Origin of the sequence: Allobosea rubneri (genome assembly GCF_032464875.1) — a bacterium.
GTDB lineage: Bacteria > Pseudomonadota > Alphaproteobacteria > Rhizobiales > Beijerinckiaceae > Allobosea > Allobosea rubneri.
In genome coordinates this window covers 13,151-31,193 of record NZ_JAWDID010000046.1, presented here as the reverse complement: position 1 = coordinate 31,193, position 18,043 = coordinate 13,151, and the positions used below count along the sequence as shown (strand labels likewise).

The following is an 18,043-nucleotide window of genomic DNA, read 5'->3' as shown; positions in this document are numbered from 1 at the left end:
GCGTTCAGCAAGCGCCGGCTAACCGCAATCTATCGACGGTTGGGGGTGCCTGATGCGGATTCGGATCCGGACGGCCTATGCCTGCGCCTTGGCGATGCTTTCCCTGCCGGGCCTTGCGCTTGCGCCGGCGAAGGCCTCTGAGTTCGTCTGCAGGCCGACCTCGCTCATCACCACCGCCACTACCCCGGATTTCACTGCGCTTTGGCGTAAGGGTGACGGGCCGCTGCGTCTCCTCGCGATCGGCTCCTCCTCGACCGAAGGCGTGGGCGCCAGCGCCAAGGACCGGACCTATCCGGCGCGGCTCGCCGCGCTGCTGCGCCAGGGGCTCTCGGGCCGGCCGGTCGAGATCGTCAATGCCGGCATCGGTGGCGAGATCGCGCCGCAGACGCTGCAGCGGCTGAAGAAGGCGTTGGCCGAGACGCGCTACGATCTGGTGATCTGGCAGGTCGGCACCAATGATGCCGTCACCGGCGGCGATCTTCAGGCTTTTAGCGCGCTTATCGCCGACGGGATCGCCGCGGCCCGCCAGTCGCAGACCCGCCTCGCCATCCTCGATCCGCAATTCTATCCCGGGATCAAGGAGACGGCGCGCTACCGCGCCTATGTCGACGCGATCGCCGAGATCGCCCGCGCCAATGGGGTTCCGGTGCTGTCGCGCTTCGCGGCGATGTCCGGCTGGTATCAGCGCGATGCCGAGGGCTTCATGGCGGCGCTCGCCGGTGACCGTTTCCACATGAGCGATGCCGGCTACTCCTGCCTCGCGCAGGATATCGCCCGTTCGCTGCTCGAGCGGGCGCCCGGCGTGACCCTCGCCTCGACCGCGCACTGAAAGCCCGCTCCGGAGCAGCCGCTCCGGAAGCGCGCGCGATCGCTCATTTCCCTGCCAGGAATTCCTTGACGCGCCGGATCGCGTCCTCGCGTGCCGCCGGGTCGGTGCCGACCGTCGCCTTGCCGGTCCCCGTCGCCGAATAGGCGATGTCGTCGCGCTGCTTCATATCGAGGCGCGGATGGTCGAAATCATGCACGGCGCCCTCGTAGACCACGAGATTGACCGACTCGCCGCGGGCGCGGGCGGCTTTCGCCAGGTAGTCGCAGGGCGCCGGCGGGGTCCAGTCGTCGGCTGACCCCATCAGGATCAGCACGGGCAGGCGCGCGGCGAAGCTGCGCGATTCCAGCTGCGTGCGACAGCCGGGGTAAAAGGCGACTGCGCGCTTGAAATCCAGTTGCTTGTCGGCCGGGCTCCGGTCGGAGCGGACCGCGGCGAGGATGGTCGAGCCGCCGCCGGACCAGCCGAGCAGCGAGATCGCGTCGGCACGCACATCCGGCCGGGCCTGCAGCCAGTGCCGCGCGGCGACAGCATCGATCACCCGCTCGCGGCTCGCCCGCACGGTCAGTTCCTTGACACCGCATTGCGAGCCGAGGCCGCGCGAGCCATAGCTGTCCGGCATCAGCACCATGAACCCGGCGGCGGCGAGCCGCTCGCCCCAGTCGCTATGGCGGGTGGAGAGCTTGTCCTTGTCGCGCCAGAGGCCGCCGCAGCCATGCAGCGCCACCACGGCTGGGAAAGGACCCGGTCCCTGCGGCCGGTAGAGCACCGCATTGAGCTGGACATCGTCGAGCGCGATGCGCACGCGCTCATAGCCTCCGGCCCCTGCGGCGGCGGCGAGGCAGGGCAGCAGCCCTGCCGCGAGGAGCAGGATACGGACCAGACTGGACATCATCGGCCGGAACGTTAACACAAGAGCGCCATGATCAGGCAATTTATTCATACACTTGTCTCTGCGCCCCGTGGCAATGCCCGCGGCGGTGCCTGTCGCATCACCGCAGACCGGATTCGTCATGAACATCAATGAGCGCCTGCCGTCCGCCGGCTCCGAGGCCCTGCTCGACTACGGTCATGGCGAATTTCGTGTCGTGCGTCCCGGCGCCTTCGTGCGTTGCGCGGTCACGGGAGCGCCGATCCGGCTCGAGGATCTGCGCTATTGGTCGGTCGAGTGGCAGGAAGCCTATGTCTCGCCGGAAGCGGTGCAGCTAAGGGTGCGCCGCGGCGGCCGCCCCTGAGCCGGACAGCGCCTGCAGCAGCAGCGCGGCGAGCGCGTTCTCGTCCTCGAAGCCGAGCCTGACCGGAACCGCGAGCAGGCGTTCGCGCTCGTCGGCCGGCCAGAGCGGCTCCAGCTTGACCATATCCTTCTCGGTGACGGCGACGACGCAGCCCTGCGCCTTCGCGTCCGCGATCAGCGCAGCGACATCGCTCGCGGCATAGGGGTGGTGGTCGCCATAGCGGCGCTCGCCGACGATGCTCGCGCCGTTCTGGCGCAGGGTCGCCGCGAATTTCTCCGGTCGGCCGATCCCTGAGGCGGCGAGGACCGAAAGCCCGGCGAGGCGGGCCCGAACCTCCGGCACGACCGAAAGCGCAGCGCGCAGCACCGGGCGGCCTGCCGACCGAGCTTTCCTCGCCACGATCTCGCCCGGCTCGCCGGCCCCGATCACGATGACCGCATCGGTTTCCCCGAGCTGCCCTTCGATCGGCGCCCGGAGGGGCCCGGCCGGAAGGCAGAAGCCGTTGCCGATGCCGGCGGCGCCATCAACGACGGCGAGCCGCAGGTCCTTGCCCAGCGAAGGGTTCTGCAGCCCGTCATCCATCACGATCAGGCTGGCGCCCTGGGAACGTGCCAGGGCCGCGCCGGCGGGCCGGTCGCGGGCGACGATCACCGGGACATGCCCGGCCATCAGCAGGGGCTCGTCGCCGATCTCGGCCGCGCCGTGGCGCGCAGGCTCGACCCGCAGGGGACCGGCTTCGCGTCCGCCATAGCCGCGCGACAGCACGAAAGGTCTTTCGCCGATGGCGGCGAGGCGCTCCGCCAGCGCGAGGACGGTCGGCGTCTTGCCGGCACCGCCGGCGACGAAATTGCCGACGCAGATCACTGGGATGCCGGCATCGGCGCCGGGGCGGCGCATGCGAGAAAGGGTCGCCGCTCCGTAGATCGCGCCGATCGGTTGCAGCAGCCGGGCAGGGACAGCCGGTGGCGTGCGCCACCAGAAGTCCGGTGCCGACATCATGGCGTCGGCTCGCGTTGGCCGAGTGCGACGCGCATCAGCAAGGGCTCGAGCGCCTGCACGGTGCGCTCCAGCGCGCCGCCGAGCTGGGTGCTGGTCTGTGCGGCGGCGCGGGCCGCCTGGCGGGCCGCCGCCGGGTCGCTCAGCCAGCGATGCACGGCGCCGGCCAGTTCCTGCCGGTCGGCGACCTGGCGGGCGCCGCCGCCGGCGTCGAAGGCGGCGAAGAGGTCAGCGGATTTGTGGACGAGCGGCCCATGCAGCAGGGCGCAGCCGAGCTTGGCCGGCTCGATCGGGTTGTGGCCGCCGATCGGGGCGAGCGAGCCGCCGATGAAGGCGACCGGCGCCAGCCGGTAGAACAGGCCGAGATCGCCGAGCGTGTCGGCGACATAGAGCTCGACATCGCGCTCCGGCAATTGTCCGAGCGAGCGTCGCGCGCTGACGACACCGTTCGCCTGGACCAGCGCTTCGACCTCCTCGCCGCGCTCGGGATGGCGCGGTGCGATGATGGTCAAGAGCTTCGGCAGATGCGCCTTGATCCCGAGATGGGCGGCGAGCACGTCCTCTTCCTCGCCAGGATGGGTCGAGGCGGCGACCCAGACCGGGCGCCCTGCCATCAAGCCGTCTAGCAGAGCAAGCGTATTGGGGTCGGCCGGCGGTGCCGGCACGTCGAATTTCAGGTTGCCGGCGATGCTGACGCGCGGGGCGCCGAGCTGGGCGAGGCGCTGCCCATCCTCCTGCGACTGGGCGAGGCAGCGCTCGAAGCCGGAGAGCAGATAGCGCGAGGTCTTCGGGAATTTGTACCAGCGCTGGAAGGAGCGCTCGGACATGCGGGCATTGACCTGGACCAGCGGAATGCCGCGCTTTCCCGCCTCGATCATCAGGTTCGGCCAGATCTCGGATTCGCAGACCAGGCCGAGGTCTGGGCGCCAATAGTCGAGGAAGCGGCGCATGTAGCGCGGCACGTCGAGGGGCAGGTACTGATGGATCGCGCCGGCCGGCAGGCGCTGTTCGAGCAGCCTTGCCGAGGTCACCGTGCCGGAGGTGACGAGCACCGCGAGGCCCCGGCGCTGCAGGCGCTCGACCAGCGGCAGCAGGGTCACGGTCTCGCCGACGCTGGCGCCATGCAGCCAGACCAGGGTCTTGTCGGGCCGGTCGACGCTCGGATAGCCGCGCCGCTCGGCGATGCGCGCCGGATCTTCCTTGCCGCGGCGCCGGCGCCAGAGCAGGAGGCCGAACGCAGCCGGTTCGAGCAGCGCCGTCAGCGTGCGATAGGTGCTGATGATCAGGCTGCGGCCGATCATGGTGTCGCTGCCTTCGCCGCTGCCGTGGCAGCGTCCTTGGCGGCTGCGGCTTCGCGCAGGCCGGCGCCCGGGTCGCGCGCGCCGATCAGCGCATAGGCGCGCTCATGCGCGGCATCGAGCCCGGCCTGGACCGCGAGCCTGGCCGCCTCGCAGGTCGCCTCGTCGGCATCGCGCGCCACCGTAACCGCTTCGCCGACGACGATCGCGCCGCGGCCGAAGGGCAGGCCGATCGAGGCCCTGTCCCAGCTGTTGAAATCGATCCGCCGGCTGGTCACCACGGCGATCGGGTGGATCGGCCGGCCCGACGCCCGCGCCAGCGCGACGATGCCGGCGCCACAGACCCGGGCGCGCTTGGGGATGTCGGCGGTCAGCACCATGGTCTCGCCGGCCGCGAGTCGGCGCATCATCGCGAGGAAGGCCGGCGCCCCGCCTTTTTCCCGAACCTTCTTGCCCATCGCCCCGGAGCCGCGGATCGCGCCGATGCCGAGCTCGCGCAGCGCGACCGCGTTGAAGCCGCCATCGCCATGGCGCGAGACCAGCGAGCAGGCCGGCATCCAGTCCGGCCGTGCGAACGGGATCATGATGTGCTGGCCATGCCACATGGCGATGATTAGCGGCAGTTCCGGGCGCACGCGCTCATAGACGTCCGCGGGCTCGATGACGAAACGGTTCGTCCGGCGCACCAGGCGCAGATACCAGGCCAGGCTGCGCCCGAGCGCCTCCTGTGCAAATCGCGTCTTGAGCAGCGAGAAACCCATCGAACGGTGCGAAGTCGCCTCTGCTCAGCGCTGCGCCGTCGAGGGATCGAGCAGGCGGTGCAGGTGCACGACGAAATAGCGGGTCTGCGCCTGGTCGACGGTCGCCTGGGCCTTGGCCTTCCAGACGGCATGGGCAGCGGCATAGTTCGGATAGACCCCGACGATGTCGAGCTTCGAGAGGTCCTTGAACTCGACACCGTCGAGCGAGCTCAGTTCGCCACCGATCACCAGATGCAGAAGCTGCTTGTTTTCCTGGCTCTCGCTCATCGACTCCCTCCGGTTCCGGGTTGCGGGCTCTCCAGTGAGAGCAGGCCCATGGCGCCGCCCGAAAACCGCTCCGGGCGACCGCACGCCATGCGCGCCGCGCGTTCAGTTAAGCCATTCGGGTCGCGCGCGCGAGCGCCGATTTCGGGCATTTTCGTATGTAATGACGCGCCAATAGTCGCATTGCGCCATCGAACGGCACTTAGCCGCCCTGCAGCGTGCTCTCGCGCATGCGGCGCAACGCACGGTCGAGCGGCGAAAGCAGCTCCGTGCCGGACGCGAGCAATATGCCGTGGATCGGATTCTCGCGATTGTAGAGCACCGGCCCGCCTTCGGCGGTGGTCAGCTTTCCGCCGGCTTCGCTCAGCACGAGATCGGCGGCGGCGAGGTCCCAGTCGCGCGAATCCGGCGAGACCAGTCCGGCATCGATGCTGGCATCGGCGATCCGCGTCAGCCTGAGGGCCAGCGAGGGGATCTTGTCGACGGCGACAAAGCTCTGCTGCCGGGCCAGCGCATCGAGCATCGGCTTGGGCCCGGCGATGCGGGCCTGCGCGAGATCGCTGACGCCGCTCGTGCGGATCGGCTCGCCATTGCGCATGGCGCCGCCGCCAAGAATCGCCGAATAGCTCGCGTCGGCGGCAGGGGCGTGAACCACGCCGGCAATCGGGAGGCCGTCGTCGAGCAGTGCGACGCAGACCGCCCAATCCGGCGAGCCGCTCATGAATGCGCGGGTGCCGTCGATCGGATCGACGACCCAGACGAAGCGCCGCGACAAGCGGATCGCATCGTCGGCGGTCTCTTCCGAAAGCCAGCCGGCCTCCGGCAGCAGCGCCGAGAGCCGGATGTGCAGGAAGGTATCGACGCCGATATCGGCTTCCGTCACCGGCGAGCCGCCGGCCTTCGACCAGGTCCGTGCCGCCGTCTTCTCGCCGGGGCGGAACAGGTCGAGCGCGAGTTGGCCGGCCTCGGTGCAGGCAGCGCGAATGGCGGGCAGGAGATCCTTGGCGTGGGGCAGGGAATTGGGATGCATGATGTCCCGTTATGACTGCCGCTGATGGCGGAACAAGGAAAAAGCCGCGCGCCGGGGAAAGATTTCGTCAAGCATCAGGTCGGAAAGCGGCCGGATCAGCCCCGAAAAGGCGCACGATACCTTTGTTTAACCGAAGCTCTTAAGCGCTCGGACAGACCCGGGACGCAATCTCTCACGGCAAGCACGAGAACCCCGCATTCGACAGAGGGTTCCGGGCAGCAGGGAATTAAGAGAGGCGTTAAATCCATGGCAAGCGTCACGCCAGCCGCCGGGGAGATCGGTTTCCAGCCGAGCAGCCCCGGCGGCACCAGCAACTACAATGGCCAGCCCTACAGGACGCATGGGGCCTCCTCGCAGCAGGCGGAGGCGCCGCGGATCGAGCGGCTCGGGGCGGTGCGCATCCTGCGCGGCAGCACCGGCTGGCGCGGTGTCGCGCTGCGTCTCGTCAGCGGCGAGGGCGAGGAAGCACGGTTCCAGCTCGCGCTGACAGCCGGCGATGGCCGCTCGATCACGGTCGCGGTCCTCGACGAGGACGAGGCGGTCGCCGCCTGGCGCGATTTCGGGCGCTCCAGCGGCTTGCCGCTGTTGCTCGAGTCCACCGACGGCGTCATCACCGAGCCCTTTCCGCAGCTCGGCCGGCTCGCGCTCGGGCCGGTCCGCATCCGCCGCCGCTACGGTCTGCTGGCCGGCCGGCGGCCGCGCTTCCTGACGCGCCGCAAGACCGGCCGTTTCTCGGAGCGCCCCGTCGTCATTCAGGGCGAGATCCTGTCGGGCTGAGAACTGTCGCGTCGACCACGACGAATCCAATCACAGGCCGGGGCGCGCAACGAGCTCCGGCCTGATTCGTTTGGATGCGTGCGTCAGCGCTGGCGCGCCTGCTGCGTCAGGTCCGATCGGGACTGGTGATCCTTACGACCTGGCTCATAAATGGAGCCCTCATCCTGAGGAGCCGCGTAGCGGCGTCTCGAAGGATGCTCCAGATGTCTCCGGAGTCTCCTGAAGCATCCTTCGAGACGCCATTTCTGGTGAAATGGCTCCTCAGGATGAGGGCTGAGTGAAGTCTCGATCAGACACTTAGAACGCCGCCTTGGCCGCTGCGTCGAGCGCGAAGCCGGCGGCGAGGATGAGGCCGGCGTTGCGATTGGAGCGGAACAGCATCAGCGCAGTCGGGCCGTCGGCGCCGCCGATCAGGCGCACCTGCCATCCGAGATGCAGCGCGAAAAGACCAAGTCCCGCAAAGGCGACGATGCCGCCGCCGGCGAGCCAGGTCGCAAGTCCCGCCAAAAGCGTCGCAACCGCATAGCAAAGGCCGACGGCCTGCTGCGTGTAGCGGCCGAAATAGCGCGCGCTCGACTTGATCCCGGCGATGACGTCGTCCTCGATATCCTGCATCGCGTAGACCGTGTCGTAGCCGATGGTCCAGAACACCGCGGCGAAATAGATCAGGAAGGCTGGCGGATCGAGGCGCCCGAACACCGCGCTCCAGCCGACCAGCCCGCCCCATGAGAAGGCGAGGCCGAGCACGAACTGCGGCAGGTTCGTGATGCGCTTCATGAACGGGTAGATCGCGACGATGCCGAGCGAGGCGATGCCGGCGGCGATCGTGAAGGCGTTGAACTGCAGCAGCACGAGGAGCCCGGCCAGCGACAGGCCGACCATGAAGAGAGCGGCTGCGCGCGGGCTGACCTGACCGGACGGGAGCGGGCGGCCGCGCGTGCGCGCCACCTGCGCATCGAGCTTGCGGTCGACGATGTCGTTGAAGGTCGAGCCGGCGGCCCGCATGACGATCGCGCCGATCAGGAACAGCAGTATATGCCAGGGATTCGGGTAGGGCAGGCCGGCGGCGATCGCCGCGAGCCCGGCGGCCCACCAGCACGGCAGCAGCAGAAGCCACCAGCCGATCGGGCGCTCGATCCGGGCGAGCTTGAGATAAGGCCGCAGCCGGCGCGGCGCACGCGTATCGACCCAATGGCCGCGCATCGCATCAGGCAGCGGTGCATCGGCGAGTTCGGGCGCAGGCACCATCGCTGTCGTGCCCTTGTCTTAGAGAGCGCCTTGCGGCACTCGCATCGGGCCGCCGGTCAAGGAGTCCGAGCCGCCGAACGGGTTGCCGCCCTGCTGCTGCTGCGCCTGTTGCTGGGCCTTGCGCTGCATCGCCGCATGTTGCTTCACCGCATCGCAGGCCTGGTTGCGAACCGCCGCGGCCTTCTCATTGTCCGCCTTCATGCCGTCGATGAAGCTCGGCGGAATCTGGCACCAATCCTGGTTGGCGGTGGCGAACTTGAGCGTGGCATTGCCGTTGTTGACGAGGCGGCCGAGCGTGCCGCAGGCCTGCTGCGGGGTCAGCTTGCGCTTCGCCTTGCTGGAGGCGTTCAGGCTCTGCACGATCGATTGGCGTTCCTGCAGAAGCTTTTGCATGTTCTCGCAACCGGAAGGCGACTGTGCCAGCGCCGGCTGTGCCAGGCTTGCACCCACCAAACCTGCGCCCGCCAGCGCCGCAGCCAGCTTCAGGGTTGCGTATCGCCGCATCGTCCCGCTCCGCATTCTTCACCATCCGCGCCGTCCCGGCGCCGCACGTCCATAACAGCCACGGCCGCACACCGCAAAGTGTCGACTCGCTTTTGTCTGGGATTTGCCTGCCCATACCTGCCGATTGTGGCGGTTTTCGCGTCCACGTGCTTGGTATGCCGCTGCGTCTCGCTACCGCATGCCCCGGTTTTGCGATCTGGCACAGGGCCGACTATGTGATCTCGCGCGTCCTTGCCCGGTCCGGCCGTTTCCGGCGGAAGGGCAGCGCGCCAGCAAGGCGGATCCACGGCGCATGCGCGATTTCTCCAAGCACCGGCTCTACTGCGACGCGAAGCTTGTCGCGGGTGCCCTGATCGACCTCGCCCGCGACCAGGCGAACTACCTTTTGAACGTCCTGCGCCTGCGCACCGATGACAGCATCCTGGTCTTCAACGGGCGCGACGGCGAATGGCTCTGTGCGGTCAGAGCCGAAGGTCGCAAGCAGGCGCGTCTCGAAGCGCTCCGGCAGGTGCGGCCGCAGCCGCCCGCGCCCGATCTGGTCTATCTCTTCGCGCCGCTGAAGCATGCGCGGCTCGACTATATGGCGCAGAAGGCGGTCGAGATGGGGGCGGGCGTGCTCCAGCCGGTGCTGACCCGCTATACTCAGGTCTCGCGTCTCAATCTCGAGCGGCTTGCGGCCAATGCCGTCGAGGCGGCCGAGCAATGCGGCATTCTCTCGCTGCCGCGGATTCGGCCCGAGCTGTCGCTGGTCTCGGCGCTGGACGGGCTCGAGCCCGACCGCCTGCTCGTCTTCTGCGACGAAGCGCTCGCTCCCGAGGGGCCCGTCGTGGCGCTGCAGTCCGCGCCGCGCGGGAAGGTCGCGGTGCTGATTGGTCCGGAAGGCGGCTTCGACGAATCAGAGCGCGCGCTGGTGCTCGGGCGCGACCGGACTTTGCGGCTCTCGCTCGGCCCGCGCATCCTGCGCGCGGACACGGCTGCGGTCGCTGCGCTCGCCCTCGTTCAGGCGACGCTCGGCGACTGGATAAGCCAATAGCGCCCGGAGTTTGCGCGAAGGGCTCGTCCGCCCGCACAGCGGAACGCGGCTGCCCCCTGCCGAGTTGAGCACAGGGAATGAGGACCACGGTCGCAGTTCCGACTCAATGACGGGCAGTCTGGCGCCGCGCCGAGGAGGCGCCGGCCAGGGGGAGGGTGGATATGGTGAGCAAGGCCTATCGCTTCGGCATCGAGGAAGAGTACTTCCTGTCCGACGCCGAGAGCCGCGGCATCGCGCGCAAGATTTCTCCGCATTTCATCGAGGCGGCCCAGGCGGCCTTTCCGAACGAGCTGCAGCGCGAGATGCTGCAGTCGCAGATCGAGGTCATGACACCGATCTGCGAGAACATGGCGCAGGCCCGGCTGTCCCTGTCGCGGCTGCGTGCCGGGCTCGCTGCGATTGCGCTCGACCACGACATGCTGCTGCTGGCCTGCGGCACTCATCCCAGCGCCGTCTGGTCGCGCCAACGTGCCACCGAGGCCAAGCGCTATGACGGCATCATGCGTGACCTGCAGATGCTCGGCAGCCGCAACCAGCTCTGCGGCCTGCATGTTCATGTCGAGGTGCCGGACGAGGATCTGCGCATCGGCATCATGGTGCGGATGCTGCCCTATCTGCCGCTGCTGCTGGCGCTTTCGACGTCCTCGCCCTTCTGGCAGGGTCGCCGTACCGGTTTGATGGGTTATCGCCTGTGCGCCTATGCAGAATTGCCGCGCACCGGCCTGCCTGAACTTTTCACCGACGCGGCCGATTATCACGCCTATGTCGAAACCATGATGGCCTCCGGCGCGATCCGCGATTCGAGCTTCATCTGGTGGTCTATCCGCCCCTCGGAAAAGCACCCGACGCTGGAATTGCGGGTCGCCGACAGTTGCACACGGCTGGACGACACTCTCGCCATCGCCGCGCTCTACCGCTGCCTTGTGCGCCACCTCGCCCGCAAGCCGGCGCTCAACGGCAAGCTCACCGCAGCCTCGCGCGCCATTGCTGCCGAGAACATCTGGCGGGCACAGCGCTATGGGCTGCATGGCGGCTTCGTCTGCGCGGATCGGCGCGCCATGCGCCCGGTCGCCGAGGTGCTCGACGAGGTGCTGGCGATGCTGGCCGAGGACGCCGCCGCGCTGGGCTGCGGGGCGGATCTGGCGTCGTGCCGCAGCATCGTCGCGGGCGGGACCAGCGCCGACATGCAGCTCGCCATCTTTGAAGAGGCCCGCGCCGGCAGCGGCGGCCAGGATGCCGGAATGCGCGCCGTCGTCGATTGGCTGGCGGCACAGACCCGTGCCGGCGGCAACGGGCAGGCGGGCACGACCCTGCGCGGTGCCGCCTGAACCGCGGATCATGCATTTCGGCAAGATTGTGACCACACCCCCGCATCCGTGATCGTTGTGGTCACGGCGGCGCTCGCCTATGTCTGGCGCTCCGAAGCCTTCCTTGCCGGAGCGCCTGATGGCCCGCGACGTGTCCGATTCCACTCCGATCAGCTCGAAGGCCGAACTGATCGGCTGGATCGCCGAGGGTGAGAAGCCCGCTTCCGCATTCAAGCTCGGCACCGAACACGAGAAATTCCCATTCTATGCCGGCGATCTGAGCCCGGTGCCCTATGAGGGCAAAGGCGGACGTGGCGGCATCCGGGCCCTGCTCGAGGGCATGCAAGCACGCCTCGGCTGGGAGCCGATCCTCGACGACGGCCATATCATCGGACTCGCCGGCCCCGATGGTGGCGGCGCGATCTCTCTGGAGCCGGGTGGCCAGTTCGAGCTTTCCGGCGCGCCGGTGGCAAGCGTGCATGAGACCGCGGCCGAGCTCGATGCTCATCTGGCCGATCTCCACGCGGTCGCGGAGCCGCACGGCATCCGTTTCCTCGGTCTCGGGCATTCGCCGCTCTGGACACTCGCGCAGACGCCGATGATGCCGAAGCGGCGCTACAAGATCATGGCGAACTACATGCCGAAGGTCGGCACGCGCGGGCTCGACATGATGTTCCGAACCTGCACCGTGCAGGTGAATCTCGACTTTGCCAGCGAGGCCGACATGGTGGCGAAGCTGCGCGTCTCGCTCGCCTTGCAGCCGCTCGCGACCGCGCTCTTCGCCGCTTCGCCGTTCAGCGAGGGCAAGCTCAACGGCCTGCAGTCGATGCGCTCGGAGATCTGGCGCGACACCGACAATGCCCGCGCCGGCATGCTGCCCTTCGCCTTCGATGCAGGAATGTCCTACGAGGCCTATGTCGACTGGGCGCTCGACGTTCCCATGTATTTCGTCAAGCGCGGCGACATCTATCACGACGTCGCTGGCGGTTCCTTCCGCGACCTGCTCGCGGGCCGGCTCGCGCAGTTGCCGGGCGAATGCGCGACCATGTCGGACTGGGCCAACCATCTCTCCACCCTGTTCCCGGAAGTGCGCTTGAAGCGCTATATCGAGATGCGCGGCGCCGATGCCGGACCGGTCGAGATGCTGAACGCGCTGCCGGCCTTCTGGGTCGGATTGCTCTATGACGATGCCTCGCTTGCTGCAGCCTGGGATATCGTCAAGGGCTGGAGCGCCGAGGAGCGCCAGCGTTTGCGCGACGATGTTCCCAAGGCCGGGCTCAATGCCAGAATCGGCGGCCGTCCGTTGCGCGACATCGCGCGCGAAGTCGTCGAATTGTCGCGCGCCGGCCTCGCCCGTCGCGCCCGCCTCGATGGGCAGGGCCGCGACGAAACCCGCTATCTCGAGCCGGTGATCGCGATCGCCGATGCCGGGCGCAGCCTCGCCGAGCGGCTGGCGGTGCGCCAGCAGGGTGCCTGGGGCGGGCGGATCGAGCCGGCGTTCACCGAACTGGTGTTGTGAGGCACCGAAGCAGGGAAGGGTGCGCACGCGCGGCGGCCTCAGGCCGATAATTGCGCTTGCCCCCGAATTTAGCGGTTCGGATTAACGAATTCTCCGCAGCTTGCCGCTAGCAATGGCGACATGAAGCCGATTTTCGCCCTTGCCCGCGACTTTCTGCACGATGACCGTGGCGCCACGGCGGTCGAATACTGCCTGATCGCGGCGATGATCTCGCTGGCCTGCGTTACGGCGGCGACGACGATCGGACAGAGCGTGCTCGGCTTCTTCCAGCAGGCGGCCGCCGGCTTCAATCCCTGAGCAATCGCGGCTTTCGCCGCTGCGCCCTGCCTTACATCGTGCGCGCGCAAGAGCGCTGCCTGTCGATTGGCCTGGAAATTGCGCGGCGCAGTTTCACTAAACTTTACCATATTCAGCCCGCGGCAGCCGATCTGGCCCGCTCATGCGCCGATACCCCCGGTTTTCACGAGCCTGCGCAAGATTTTGTCAATCCGCCCGCCCGTACGGTTCTGGCATCGTCGCGCCGCATTTTCGGCGCCTTCCGCGAGGCTTTGGAATGACGCCCCTGTTTCGCCGCTTCCTGAAGGATGCCCGCGGCTCGACTGCGCTGCTGTTCGCTGTCGGCCTGCCGGTGCTGATGCTCGCGGTCGGCGGCGGCATCGACTACAGCCAGGCGGCAGCGCGGCGTCAGGCGATCGCCAGTGTCGTCGAACTGAGTTGCCGCGAGGCCGCCCTCGACATCAACGTCGAGTCGCGAAAGACCGGGGCCGATCCCAAAAGGGACTATACCTCGTTCGCGAAGACCAAGATCAACGATGCGGTCAGCAAGCTCTCCCAGCCCGGAGTCACTGGCGTTGCGGTGGACACGACGCTGGCAAGCAACGTTATCACTGCCGTTGCGACGGCCACGAGTTCCAATGCCTTTAGCGGCATTCTCGGATATCAGACGGTCGCGCTTCGCGTCGAGCGCCAGTGCAATTATGTCGTCGGGACTCCGGGGACGCCGCCCACGGGAACCGGCAAGGTCCTGTTCGCCGAATCCTTCGAGACCGAGCACAATGTCGCCTCGAACGCCTGGACCGTGCTGAAGAACTGGAACGGTTGGACGACCCAGAGTTCTCAGGGCGGTATCGAGATCAACGGTATCCCGTCGCTGGCCGCGAACGAGATCCGCTTCGGTAACTTCTTCGCCGAGCTGGATTCGCATTGCTACACCTCAGGCTGCAAGACCAATTCCAGCATGTGGCGCGAGTTCACCAACCTCGAGGTCGGCGACTACGAACTGAGCTACTGGTACATCTCGCGCGAGCGCAACCCGGCCTACGCCGGCCAGACCCTATGCGCCTACAAGACCGACGCGAAGGCGGAGTGGGACAAGCTCAAGGCGGCGACCTGGAGAGAGCAGACCAACCGCATCGAGGTCTTCTTCCAGAAGAAGGCGAGTTCCTATGTCACGCCTAACAAGGACGTGGACAAGGCGACCGACCAGGTCGACGTCTGCGTGCACACCGACAAGTGGACCCCGCGCAAGATTCCGCTGAAGGTCACGACGAAAGGAACCTACCGCATCTTCTTCCAGGCTGCCGGCCGCGAGGACACCTATGGCGGGCTGATCGACTACATCCGGTTCTGTAGCGGTAGCTGCCCGTGATGGAGTGCTGAGACGATGAGGATCGGTAGTCGATTGGGTTATGCGAGGCGCCTTGCGGTGTGCCTCCAAGCCTTCCGTCGCGACAGGAAGGGCGCGGTCGCGGTCGAGTTCGCGTTCATCGGCCTGACCTCGATGATCCTGCTGCTCAGCATCCTCCAATTCTCTCTCGCCTTCCTGGCGCAGATGTACATCCGCGACGCGGTTGCCGAGGCGGCTACCGGCCGCACCGCGGGCACCTATGCCGGCAACCGCGCCCAGGTGGCGGCGCAAATTTGCCAGCGGATGATCGCGCTCGAGAACTGCGCCGGCAATCTGCGGCTAGAAACCCAGCCACTGTCGAATTACGGGCCGGCCGCCCAGCCGATCACCGGGGCGACCTTCGTTGCCGGGCCTTCCGGTGCCGCGATGATGATGCGCGCTCGGGCGCCGGTCATTACCTTCGTGCCTGGGCTACCGACGCTGCATGTCTCAGCAGCCGCGCTCTATGTGAGGCCATGATGAAGCCTGTCGCTAGACTGTTCCGGAATGCGAAGCGGCGTAGTCTCGTCCGCGATGAGCGCGGCGTCGCCGCCGTGGAGTTCGCCCTGATCAGCGCGGCCATGTTCGCGATGCTGTCAGCAGCGGTCGACGCGACCCAGGCCGTCACCATCAGGCGTGATCTCAATCGCCTTACGGCCGAGATCGCCCAGGTCCTCGCGGCCTGCCCGAATGAGGTCTGTGTCGATACGACGATCCTGTCGATCATGGATCGAAGGGCCAACATCGCGCCGCAGCTTGGGACCATCCAACTGGGCATGGTGCGTTTCAACGAGAAGAACAACCAGATCGATGGCAACAGCCTCGGCGGCAACATGACGTACCTGCCGGCCGATATGAACGCACGCGCTTTGGCGCTTCTGAACGACGGTGACAGCGGCGTCGGGGTCCTCGCCACCTATACCCATCAGCCGATCATCCTGCGCCTGGCCGATGACTGGGGATTCACCACCATGAACTTCCGCTCTTCGGCCGTAACGGTCAGGTTGCGCAAGAGCTGATCCTCGGAGTTTTGTTCGCCTACTCCGCCGCGGTCTTGAAGCTCTGCAGATTGTCCAGGCTCTGGATGATGTGCTCGGCGAGGGCGTTCGAGAGGATCGACGGGTCGTGCCGGGTCCTGAGCAGGCCGATCTTGCAGGAGGGCAGGCTGGCATAGCCTTCCGATGCGCCGAGGATGCGCATGCCGGGCCTGACCGCGCTTTCCGGAAGCACCGACACGGCGAGCCCCGCTACCACCGCCGCGCCGACCGCGGTGGAGTTCCAGCTGGCATAGAGCACGCGGAAGCGCCGCCCCTTGTTCTCCAGCGCCTCGACCGCCGCCTGCCGCCAGTTGCAGGTCGGCCGCCCGAGCGCCAGCGGCAGCGGGTCCTCCTCATGCACGCAATGGCGCGCCGAGGTGACCCAGAGCAGGGGCTCGATCCGGATGATCTCGCCCTGACCGCGTCCCTCGACATGGGTGATGATCGCAAGGTCGATGTCGCCGGTGGCGATCCGCTCTGCCAGCATCGGCGTCGGCTCGCAGACGACGGTGACCTCTGTGCGCGGATTCGAACGGGCGAAGCGCGCCAGGATCTCCGGCAGATAGCGGTCGGCATAGTCGTCGGGCACGCCGAGCCTGATCCGGCCCTTCAGATCAGCTTCCGTGAAGCTCGCGACGCATTCCAGGTTCAGGCGCACGATCCGGCGGGCATAGTCGAGCAGGCGCTCGCCATCCTCGGTCAGCTTGGCATGGCGCCCGTCACGGCCGAACAGGGGCCGTCCGACGCGCTCCTCGAGCCGCTTCATCTGCATCGAAACAGCCGACTGGGTCTTGAAGACGATCTCGGCGGCGCGGGTGAAGGAGCCGGTGTCGGCGATGGCGACGAAGGTCTTGAGCTGGTCGGCGTCGAGCACATGGGCCATGCCGGCGTCCCTCCGAAGGAGTATCAAAATTAATTGTGCCAAACATCATAACCATTCGTTTGGCTGATGACCAGCGAGGAGTTACCTTTGGGTCACTTTCCGGTTCCTGTCATGGCGCGACCAGCTGGCCCGGAAAACCCGATCCGCCGTTCAACCCGAGGAGGCCGTCATGCTGCTCATGACCTATGCCGCGAAGTCGACGTCTGCCTTTGCCGGCGGCGCGACGCGTGCCGCCATCCAGACGGTCACCGGCTTCAAAAATCTGATCCGCGCCTGGGTGCACCGCCGCGAAGTGCTGCAGCTCAGCGAACTCGACGAGCGCGGCCTGAAGGATATCGGCCTCGTGCGTTCCGATGTCGAGGGGGCGCTGGCGACCTCCTGGCTGCGCGATCCCTCTGCCGTTCTTTCGGCCCGTTCGGCGCAGCAGCAGTCGGCGGCCGCGCACCGCCGAGAGGTTGGTCTTCGACATGCCGTAGCCCAGCCGGCCGCCGCGCCGACGGCGCGGACCATCGAGATCGCGTGCAACGCCTGACCCCTTGGCGTGACGCGTTCCTGCGGGCGGTGGCTTCGGCCGCCGCCCTTTTTCTTGCGTCCTCGCCGAAAAGGTGAGGCGGCCGTTCCGAACGGACTCGGTCTTGCTTTAGCAAGCCTCAGGCGCGGCGCTGGCCACCGCCGAGCATCGCGTCAAAGATCGATTTTAGCGCGTCTTGGTGGCTGTCCTGCACCTTGCGGCCATGCTCGAACATCTGGTTGAGCGCATCGAGGCCGATCGAGCCGGGACTGGTTTCGCCGGAAGGCGCCGGCTGCTGCGGCTGGGGCTCAGGTTCCGGCTCGGGCTGACGGCGCTGCGGCGCCGGCTTGGGTCCTTCCTGCGGCGGCTGGCCGCCGCCGAACATGCCGGTCAGGATCTGGCCGAAGATGTTGCCCATATCGGCCGGGTTGCCGGGCATCGGCGCGCCACCGAACGGGCCGCCGCCCGGCGCCTGTCCGGTCGCCGGCGCCTGCCCGCCGAACAGTCCACCGAGAATGGCCTCGAGCGGATTGCCGGGGCTGGCCTGCATGCCCGGCTTCGGCGGGTTCGGCGCCTGCCCGCGCATCATCTCGGCGAACTGGCCGAGAATGCCGCCGAGGCCCTGATTGCCAGCCGACTTGGACAGTCCGCCCATCACCATCGCGGCGATCACCGGCAGCATCTGCTTGAGGATCGCCTGTCCGACGCCGCTGGTCGCGGCCGCCTGGGCGGTGATGGCGTTGCTGACCTCCTTGGAGCCGAAGAGCTGGCTCAGTACGTCCTTGCCCATCGGCGCCGCGGAATCGGGGATGCCGTCGCCATCGGTGTCGTACATCTGGCCGAAGGGCGTCGCCGTCATCATCTGGGCGAGATTGCCGAAGGCGTAGGGGTTCTGCGTCTGGCGCTGCAGGCCCATCGAGAAGGCCGGGAGCAGGGCATCGAGCGCAGCTTGCGTCTGCTGCTGGGAGAGGCCGTATTGCCGCGCCAGATTCTGCATGGCCTGGCCGTTCTGGGCCGTCTGCATCATCTCGAACAGGTTCATCATGGCATGCTCCCTTGCGGGTTCGGTCCCGCCATCGGCGCGTCTTCCGTCCGGCCGGAATCGGTCGAACCACCGGAGCGCGCCAGCCATTGCCCCGACGATATCA

Annotated in this window: 22 protein-coding genes; 12 read left to right on the top strand and 10 right to left on the bottom strand. The window is 67.5% G+C overall.

The features are described from left to right. Nucleotides 1-52 precede the first annotated feature (52 nt). Complete coding sequence (locus tag RKE40_RS22640) at nt 53-829, top strand: SGNH/GDSL hydrolase family protein (protein ID WP_316020469.1); 777 nt, start codon at nt 53-55, stop codon at nt 827-829. A 43-nt stretch (nt 830-872) separates the two neighbouring features. Here the strand turns inward: RKE40_RS22640 and RKE40_RS22635 are convergent, their stop codons facing one another. Then, entirely contained in the window at nt 873-1,721 is an 849-nt protein-coding gene (locus tag RKE40_RS22635) for a dienelactone hydrolase family protein (RefSeq protein ID WP_316020468.1), read from the bottom strand. A gap of 118 nt (nt 1,722-1,839) precedes the next feature. Here RKE40_RS22635 and RKE40_RS22630 point away from each other — a divergent pair, with 118 nt between their 5' ends. Continuing rightward, on the top strand, nt 1,840-2,061 hold the full coding sequence (locus tag RKE40_RS22630; RefSeq protein ID WP_066468068.1) for a DUF2093 domain-containing protein: 222 nt from the start codon (nt 1,840-1,842) through the stop codon (nt 2,059-2,061). Here the strand turns inward: RKE40_RS22630 and lpxK are convergent. The 5 genes from lpxK to RKE40_RS22605 all read right to left on the bottom strand — a co-directional run bounded on the left by lpxK (nt 2,032) and on the right by RKE40_RS22605 (nt 6,410). Beyond that, the gene (lpxK, locus tag RKE40_RS22625) at nt 2,032-3,060 is read right to left on the bottom strand and encodes a tetraacyldisaccharide 4'-kinase (RefSeq protein WP_316020467.1); all 1,029 of its coding nucleotides are present in this window, start codon (nt 3,058-3,060) and stop codon (nt 2,032-2,034) included. The two genes, RKE40_RS22630 and lpxK, sit on opposite strands and share 30 nt — an antisense overlap. Further along, complete coding sequence (locus tag RKE40_RS22620; protein WP_316020466.1) at nt 3,057-4,358, bottom strand: 3-deoxy-D-manno-octulosonic acid transferase; 1,302 nt, start codon at nt 4,356-4,358, stop codon at nt 3,057-3,059. Before RKE40_RS22620 ends, lpxK begins: the two co-directional genes overlap by 4 nt. Beyond that, on the bottom strand, nt 4,355-5,116 hold the full coding sequence (locus tag RKE40_RS22615) for a lysophospholipid acyltransferase family protein (RefSeq protein WP_316020465.1): 762 nt from the start codon (nt 5,114-5,116) through the stop codon (nt 4,355-4,357). Before RKE40_RS22615 ends, RKE40_RS22620 begins: the two co-directional genes overlap by 4 nt. A 24-nt stretch (nt 5,117-5,140) precedes the next feature. Then, nucleotides 5,141-5,383 carry a DUF4170 domain-containing protein gene (locus tag RKE40_RS22610; protein ID WP_316020464.1) on the bottom strand — a complete coding sequence of 81 codons (243 nt, stop codon included), beginning with the start codon at nt 5,381-5,383 and terminating at the stop codon, nt 5,141-5,143. Between the two features lie 199 nt (nt 5,384-5,582). Beyond that, nucleotides 5,583-6,410 carry a 3'(2'),5'-bisphosphate nucleotidase CysQ gene (locus tag RKE40_RS22605; protein WP_316020463.1) on the bottom strand — a complete coding sequence of 276 codons (828 nt, stop codon included), beginning with the start codon at nt 6,408-6,410 and terminating at the stop codon, nt 5,583-5,585. A 246-nt stretch (nt 6,411-6,656) separates the two neighbouring features. On the opposite strand from RKE40_RS22605, the gene RKE40_RS22600 reads away from it, so the two are divergent. Continuing rightward, nucleotides 6,657-7,187: a DUF6101 family protein gene (locus tag RKE40_RS22600; protein ID WP_316020462.1), complete on the top strand. Its 531-nt coding sequence runs from the start codon at nt 6,657-6,659 to the stop codon at nt 7,185-7,187. 297 nt (nt 7,188-7,484) lie between these two features. Here the strand turns inward: RKE40_RS22600 and ubiA are convergent, their stop codons facing one another. After that, complete coding sequence (gene ubiA / locus RKE40_RS22595) at nt 7,485-8,435, bottom strand: 4-hydroxybenzoate octaprenyltransferase (RefSeq protein ID WP_316020461.1); 951 nt, start codon at nt 8,433-8,435, stop codon at nt 7,485-7,487. 18 nt (nt 8,436-8,453) lie between these two features. Next, the gene (locus RKE40_RS22590) at nt 8,454-8,954 is read right to left on the bottom strand and encodes a hypothetical protein (RefSeq protein ID WP_316020460.1); all 501 of its coding nucleotides are present in this window, start codon (nt 8,952-8,954) and stop codon (nt 8,454-8,456) included. A gap of 277 nt (nt 8,955-9,231) precedes the next feature. Between RKE40_RS22590 and RKE40_RS22585 the strand changes: the two genes are divergently transcribed. From RKE40_RS22585 to RKE40_RS22550, 8 genes are all read left to right on the top strand, one after another. Continuing rightward, nucleotides 9,232-9,972, top strand: coding sequence for a 16S rRNA (uracil(1498)-N(3))-methyltransferase (locus RKE40_RS22585; protein WP_316020459.1), 741 nt, complete (start codon nt 9,232-9,234; stop codon nt 9,970-9,972). A gap of 161 nt (nt 9,973-10,133) precedes the next feature. Continuing rightward, nucleotides 10,134-11,300 carry a carboxylate-amine ligase gene (locus RKE40_RS22580; RefSeq protein ID WP_316020458.1) on the top strand — a complete coding sequence of 389 codons (1,167 nt, stop codon included), beginning with the start codon at nt 10,134-10,136 and terminating at the stop codon, nt 11,298-11,300. Between the two features lie 118 nt (nt 11,301-11,418). Then, complete coding sequence (locus RKE40_RS22575) at nt 11,419-12,798, top strand: glutamate--cysteine ligase (RefSeq protein WP_316020457.1); 1,380 nt, start codon at nt 11,419-11,421, stop codon at nt 12,796-12,798. 120 nt (nt 12,799-12,918) lie between these two features. Beyond that, nucleotides 12,919-13,095 (top strand): Flp family type IVb pilin, encoded by a 177-nt coding sequence (locus tag RKE40_RS22570; RefSeq protein WP_316020456.1) that lies wholly within the window; start codon nt 12,919-12,921, stop codon nt 13,093-13,095. Nucleotides 13,096-13,133: 38 nt separating this feature from the next. After that, a complete protein-coding gene (locus tag RKE40_RS22565; RefSeq protein ID WP_316020455.1) occupies nt 13,134-13,355 on the top strand; it encodes a hypothetical protein in 222 nt (73 codons plus the stop codon). Next, nucleotides 13,352-14,446 carry a TadE/TadG family type IV pilus assembly protein gene (locus RKE40_RS22560; RefSeq protein ID WP_316020454.1) on the top strand — a complete coding sequence of 365 codons (1,095 nt, stop codon included), beginning with the start codon at nt 13,352-13,354 and terminating at the stop codon, nt 14,444-14,446. The genes RKE40_RS22565 and RKE40_RS22560 overlap by 4 nt, the downstream gene beginning before the upstream one ends. Nucleotides 14,447-14,503: 57 nt before the next feature. Next, complete coding sequence (locus RKE40_RS22555) at nt 14,504-14,944, top strand: TadE/TadG family type IV pilus assembly protein (RefSeq protein WP_316020453.1); 441 nt, start codon at nt 14,504-14,506, stop codon at nt 14,942-14,944. Next, nucleotides 14,941-15,483: a TadE/TadG family type IV pilus assembly protein gene (locus RKE40_RS22550; RefSeq protein WP_316020452.1), complete on the top strand. Its 543-nt coding sequence runs from the start codon at nt 14,941-14,943 to the stop codon at nt 15,481-15,483. Before RKE40_RS22555 ends, RKE40_RS22550 begins: the two co-directional genes overlap by 4 nt. Nucleotides 15,484-15,502: 19 nt before the next feature. Here the strand turns inward: RKE40_RS22550 and RKE40_RS22545 are convergent, their stop codons facing one another. After that, nucleotides 15,503-16,384 (bottom strand): LysR substrate-binding domain-containing protein, encoded by an 882-nt coding sequence (locus RKE40_RS22545; RefSeq protein WP_066468091.1) that lies wholly within the window; start codon nt 16,382-16,384, stop codon nt 15,503-15,505. 169 nt (nt 16,385-16,553) lie between these two features. Between RKE40_RS22545 and RKE40_RS22540 the strand changes: the two genes are divergently transcribed. Next, nucleotides 16,554-16,916 carry a DUF1127 domain-containing protein gene (locus RKE40_RS22540; protein ID WP_316020451.1) on the top strand — a complete coding sequence of 121 codons (363 nt, stop codon included), beginning with the start codon at nt 16,554-16,556 and terminating at the stop codon, nt 16,914-16,916. 118 nt (nt 16,917-17,034) lie between these two features. On the opposite strand, the gene RKE40_RS22535 is transcribed toward RKE40_RS22540, so the two are convergent. Further along, complete coding sequence (locus RKE40_RS22535; protein ID WP_316020450.1) at nt 17,035-17,940, bottom strand: DUF937 domain-containing protein; 906 nt, start codon at nt 17,938-17,940, stop codon at nt 17,035-17,037. Between the last annotated feature and the right edge of the window lie 103 nt (nt 17,941-18,043).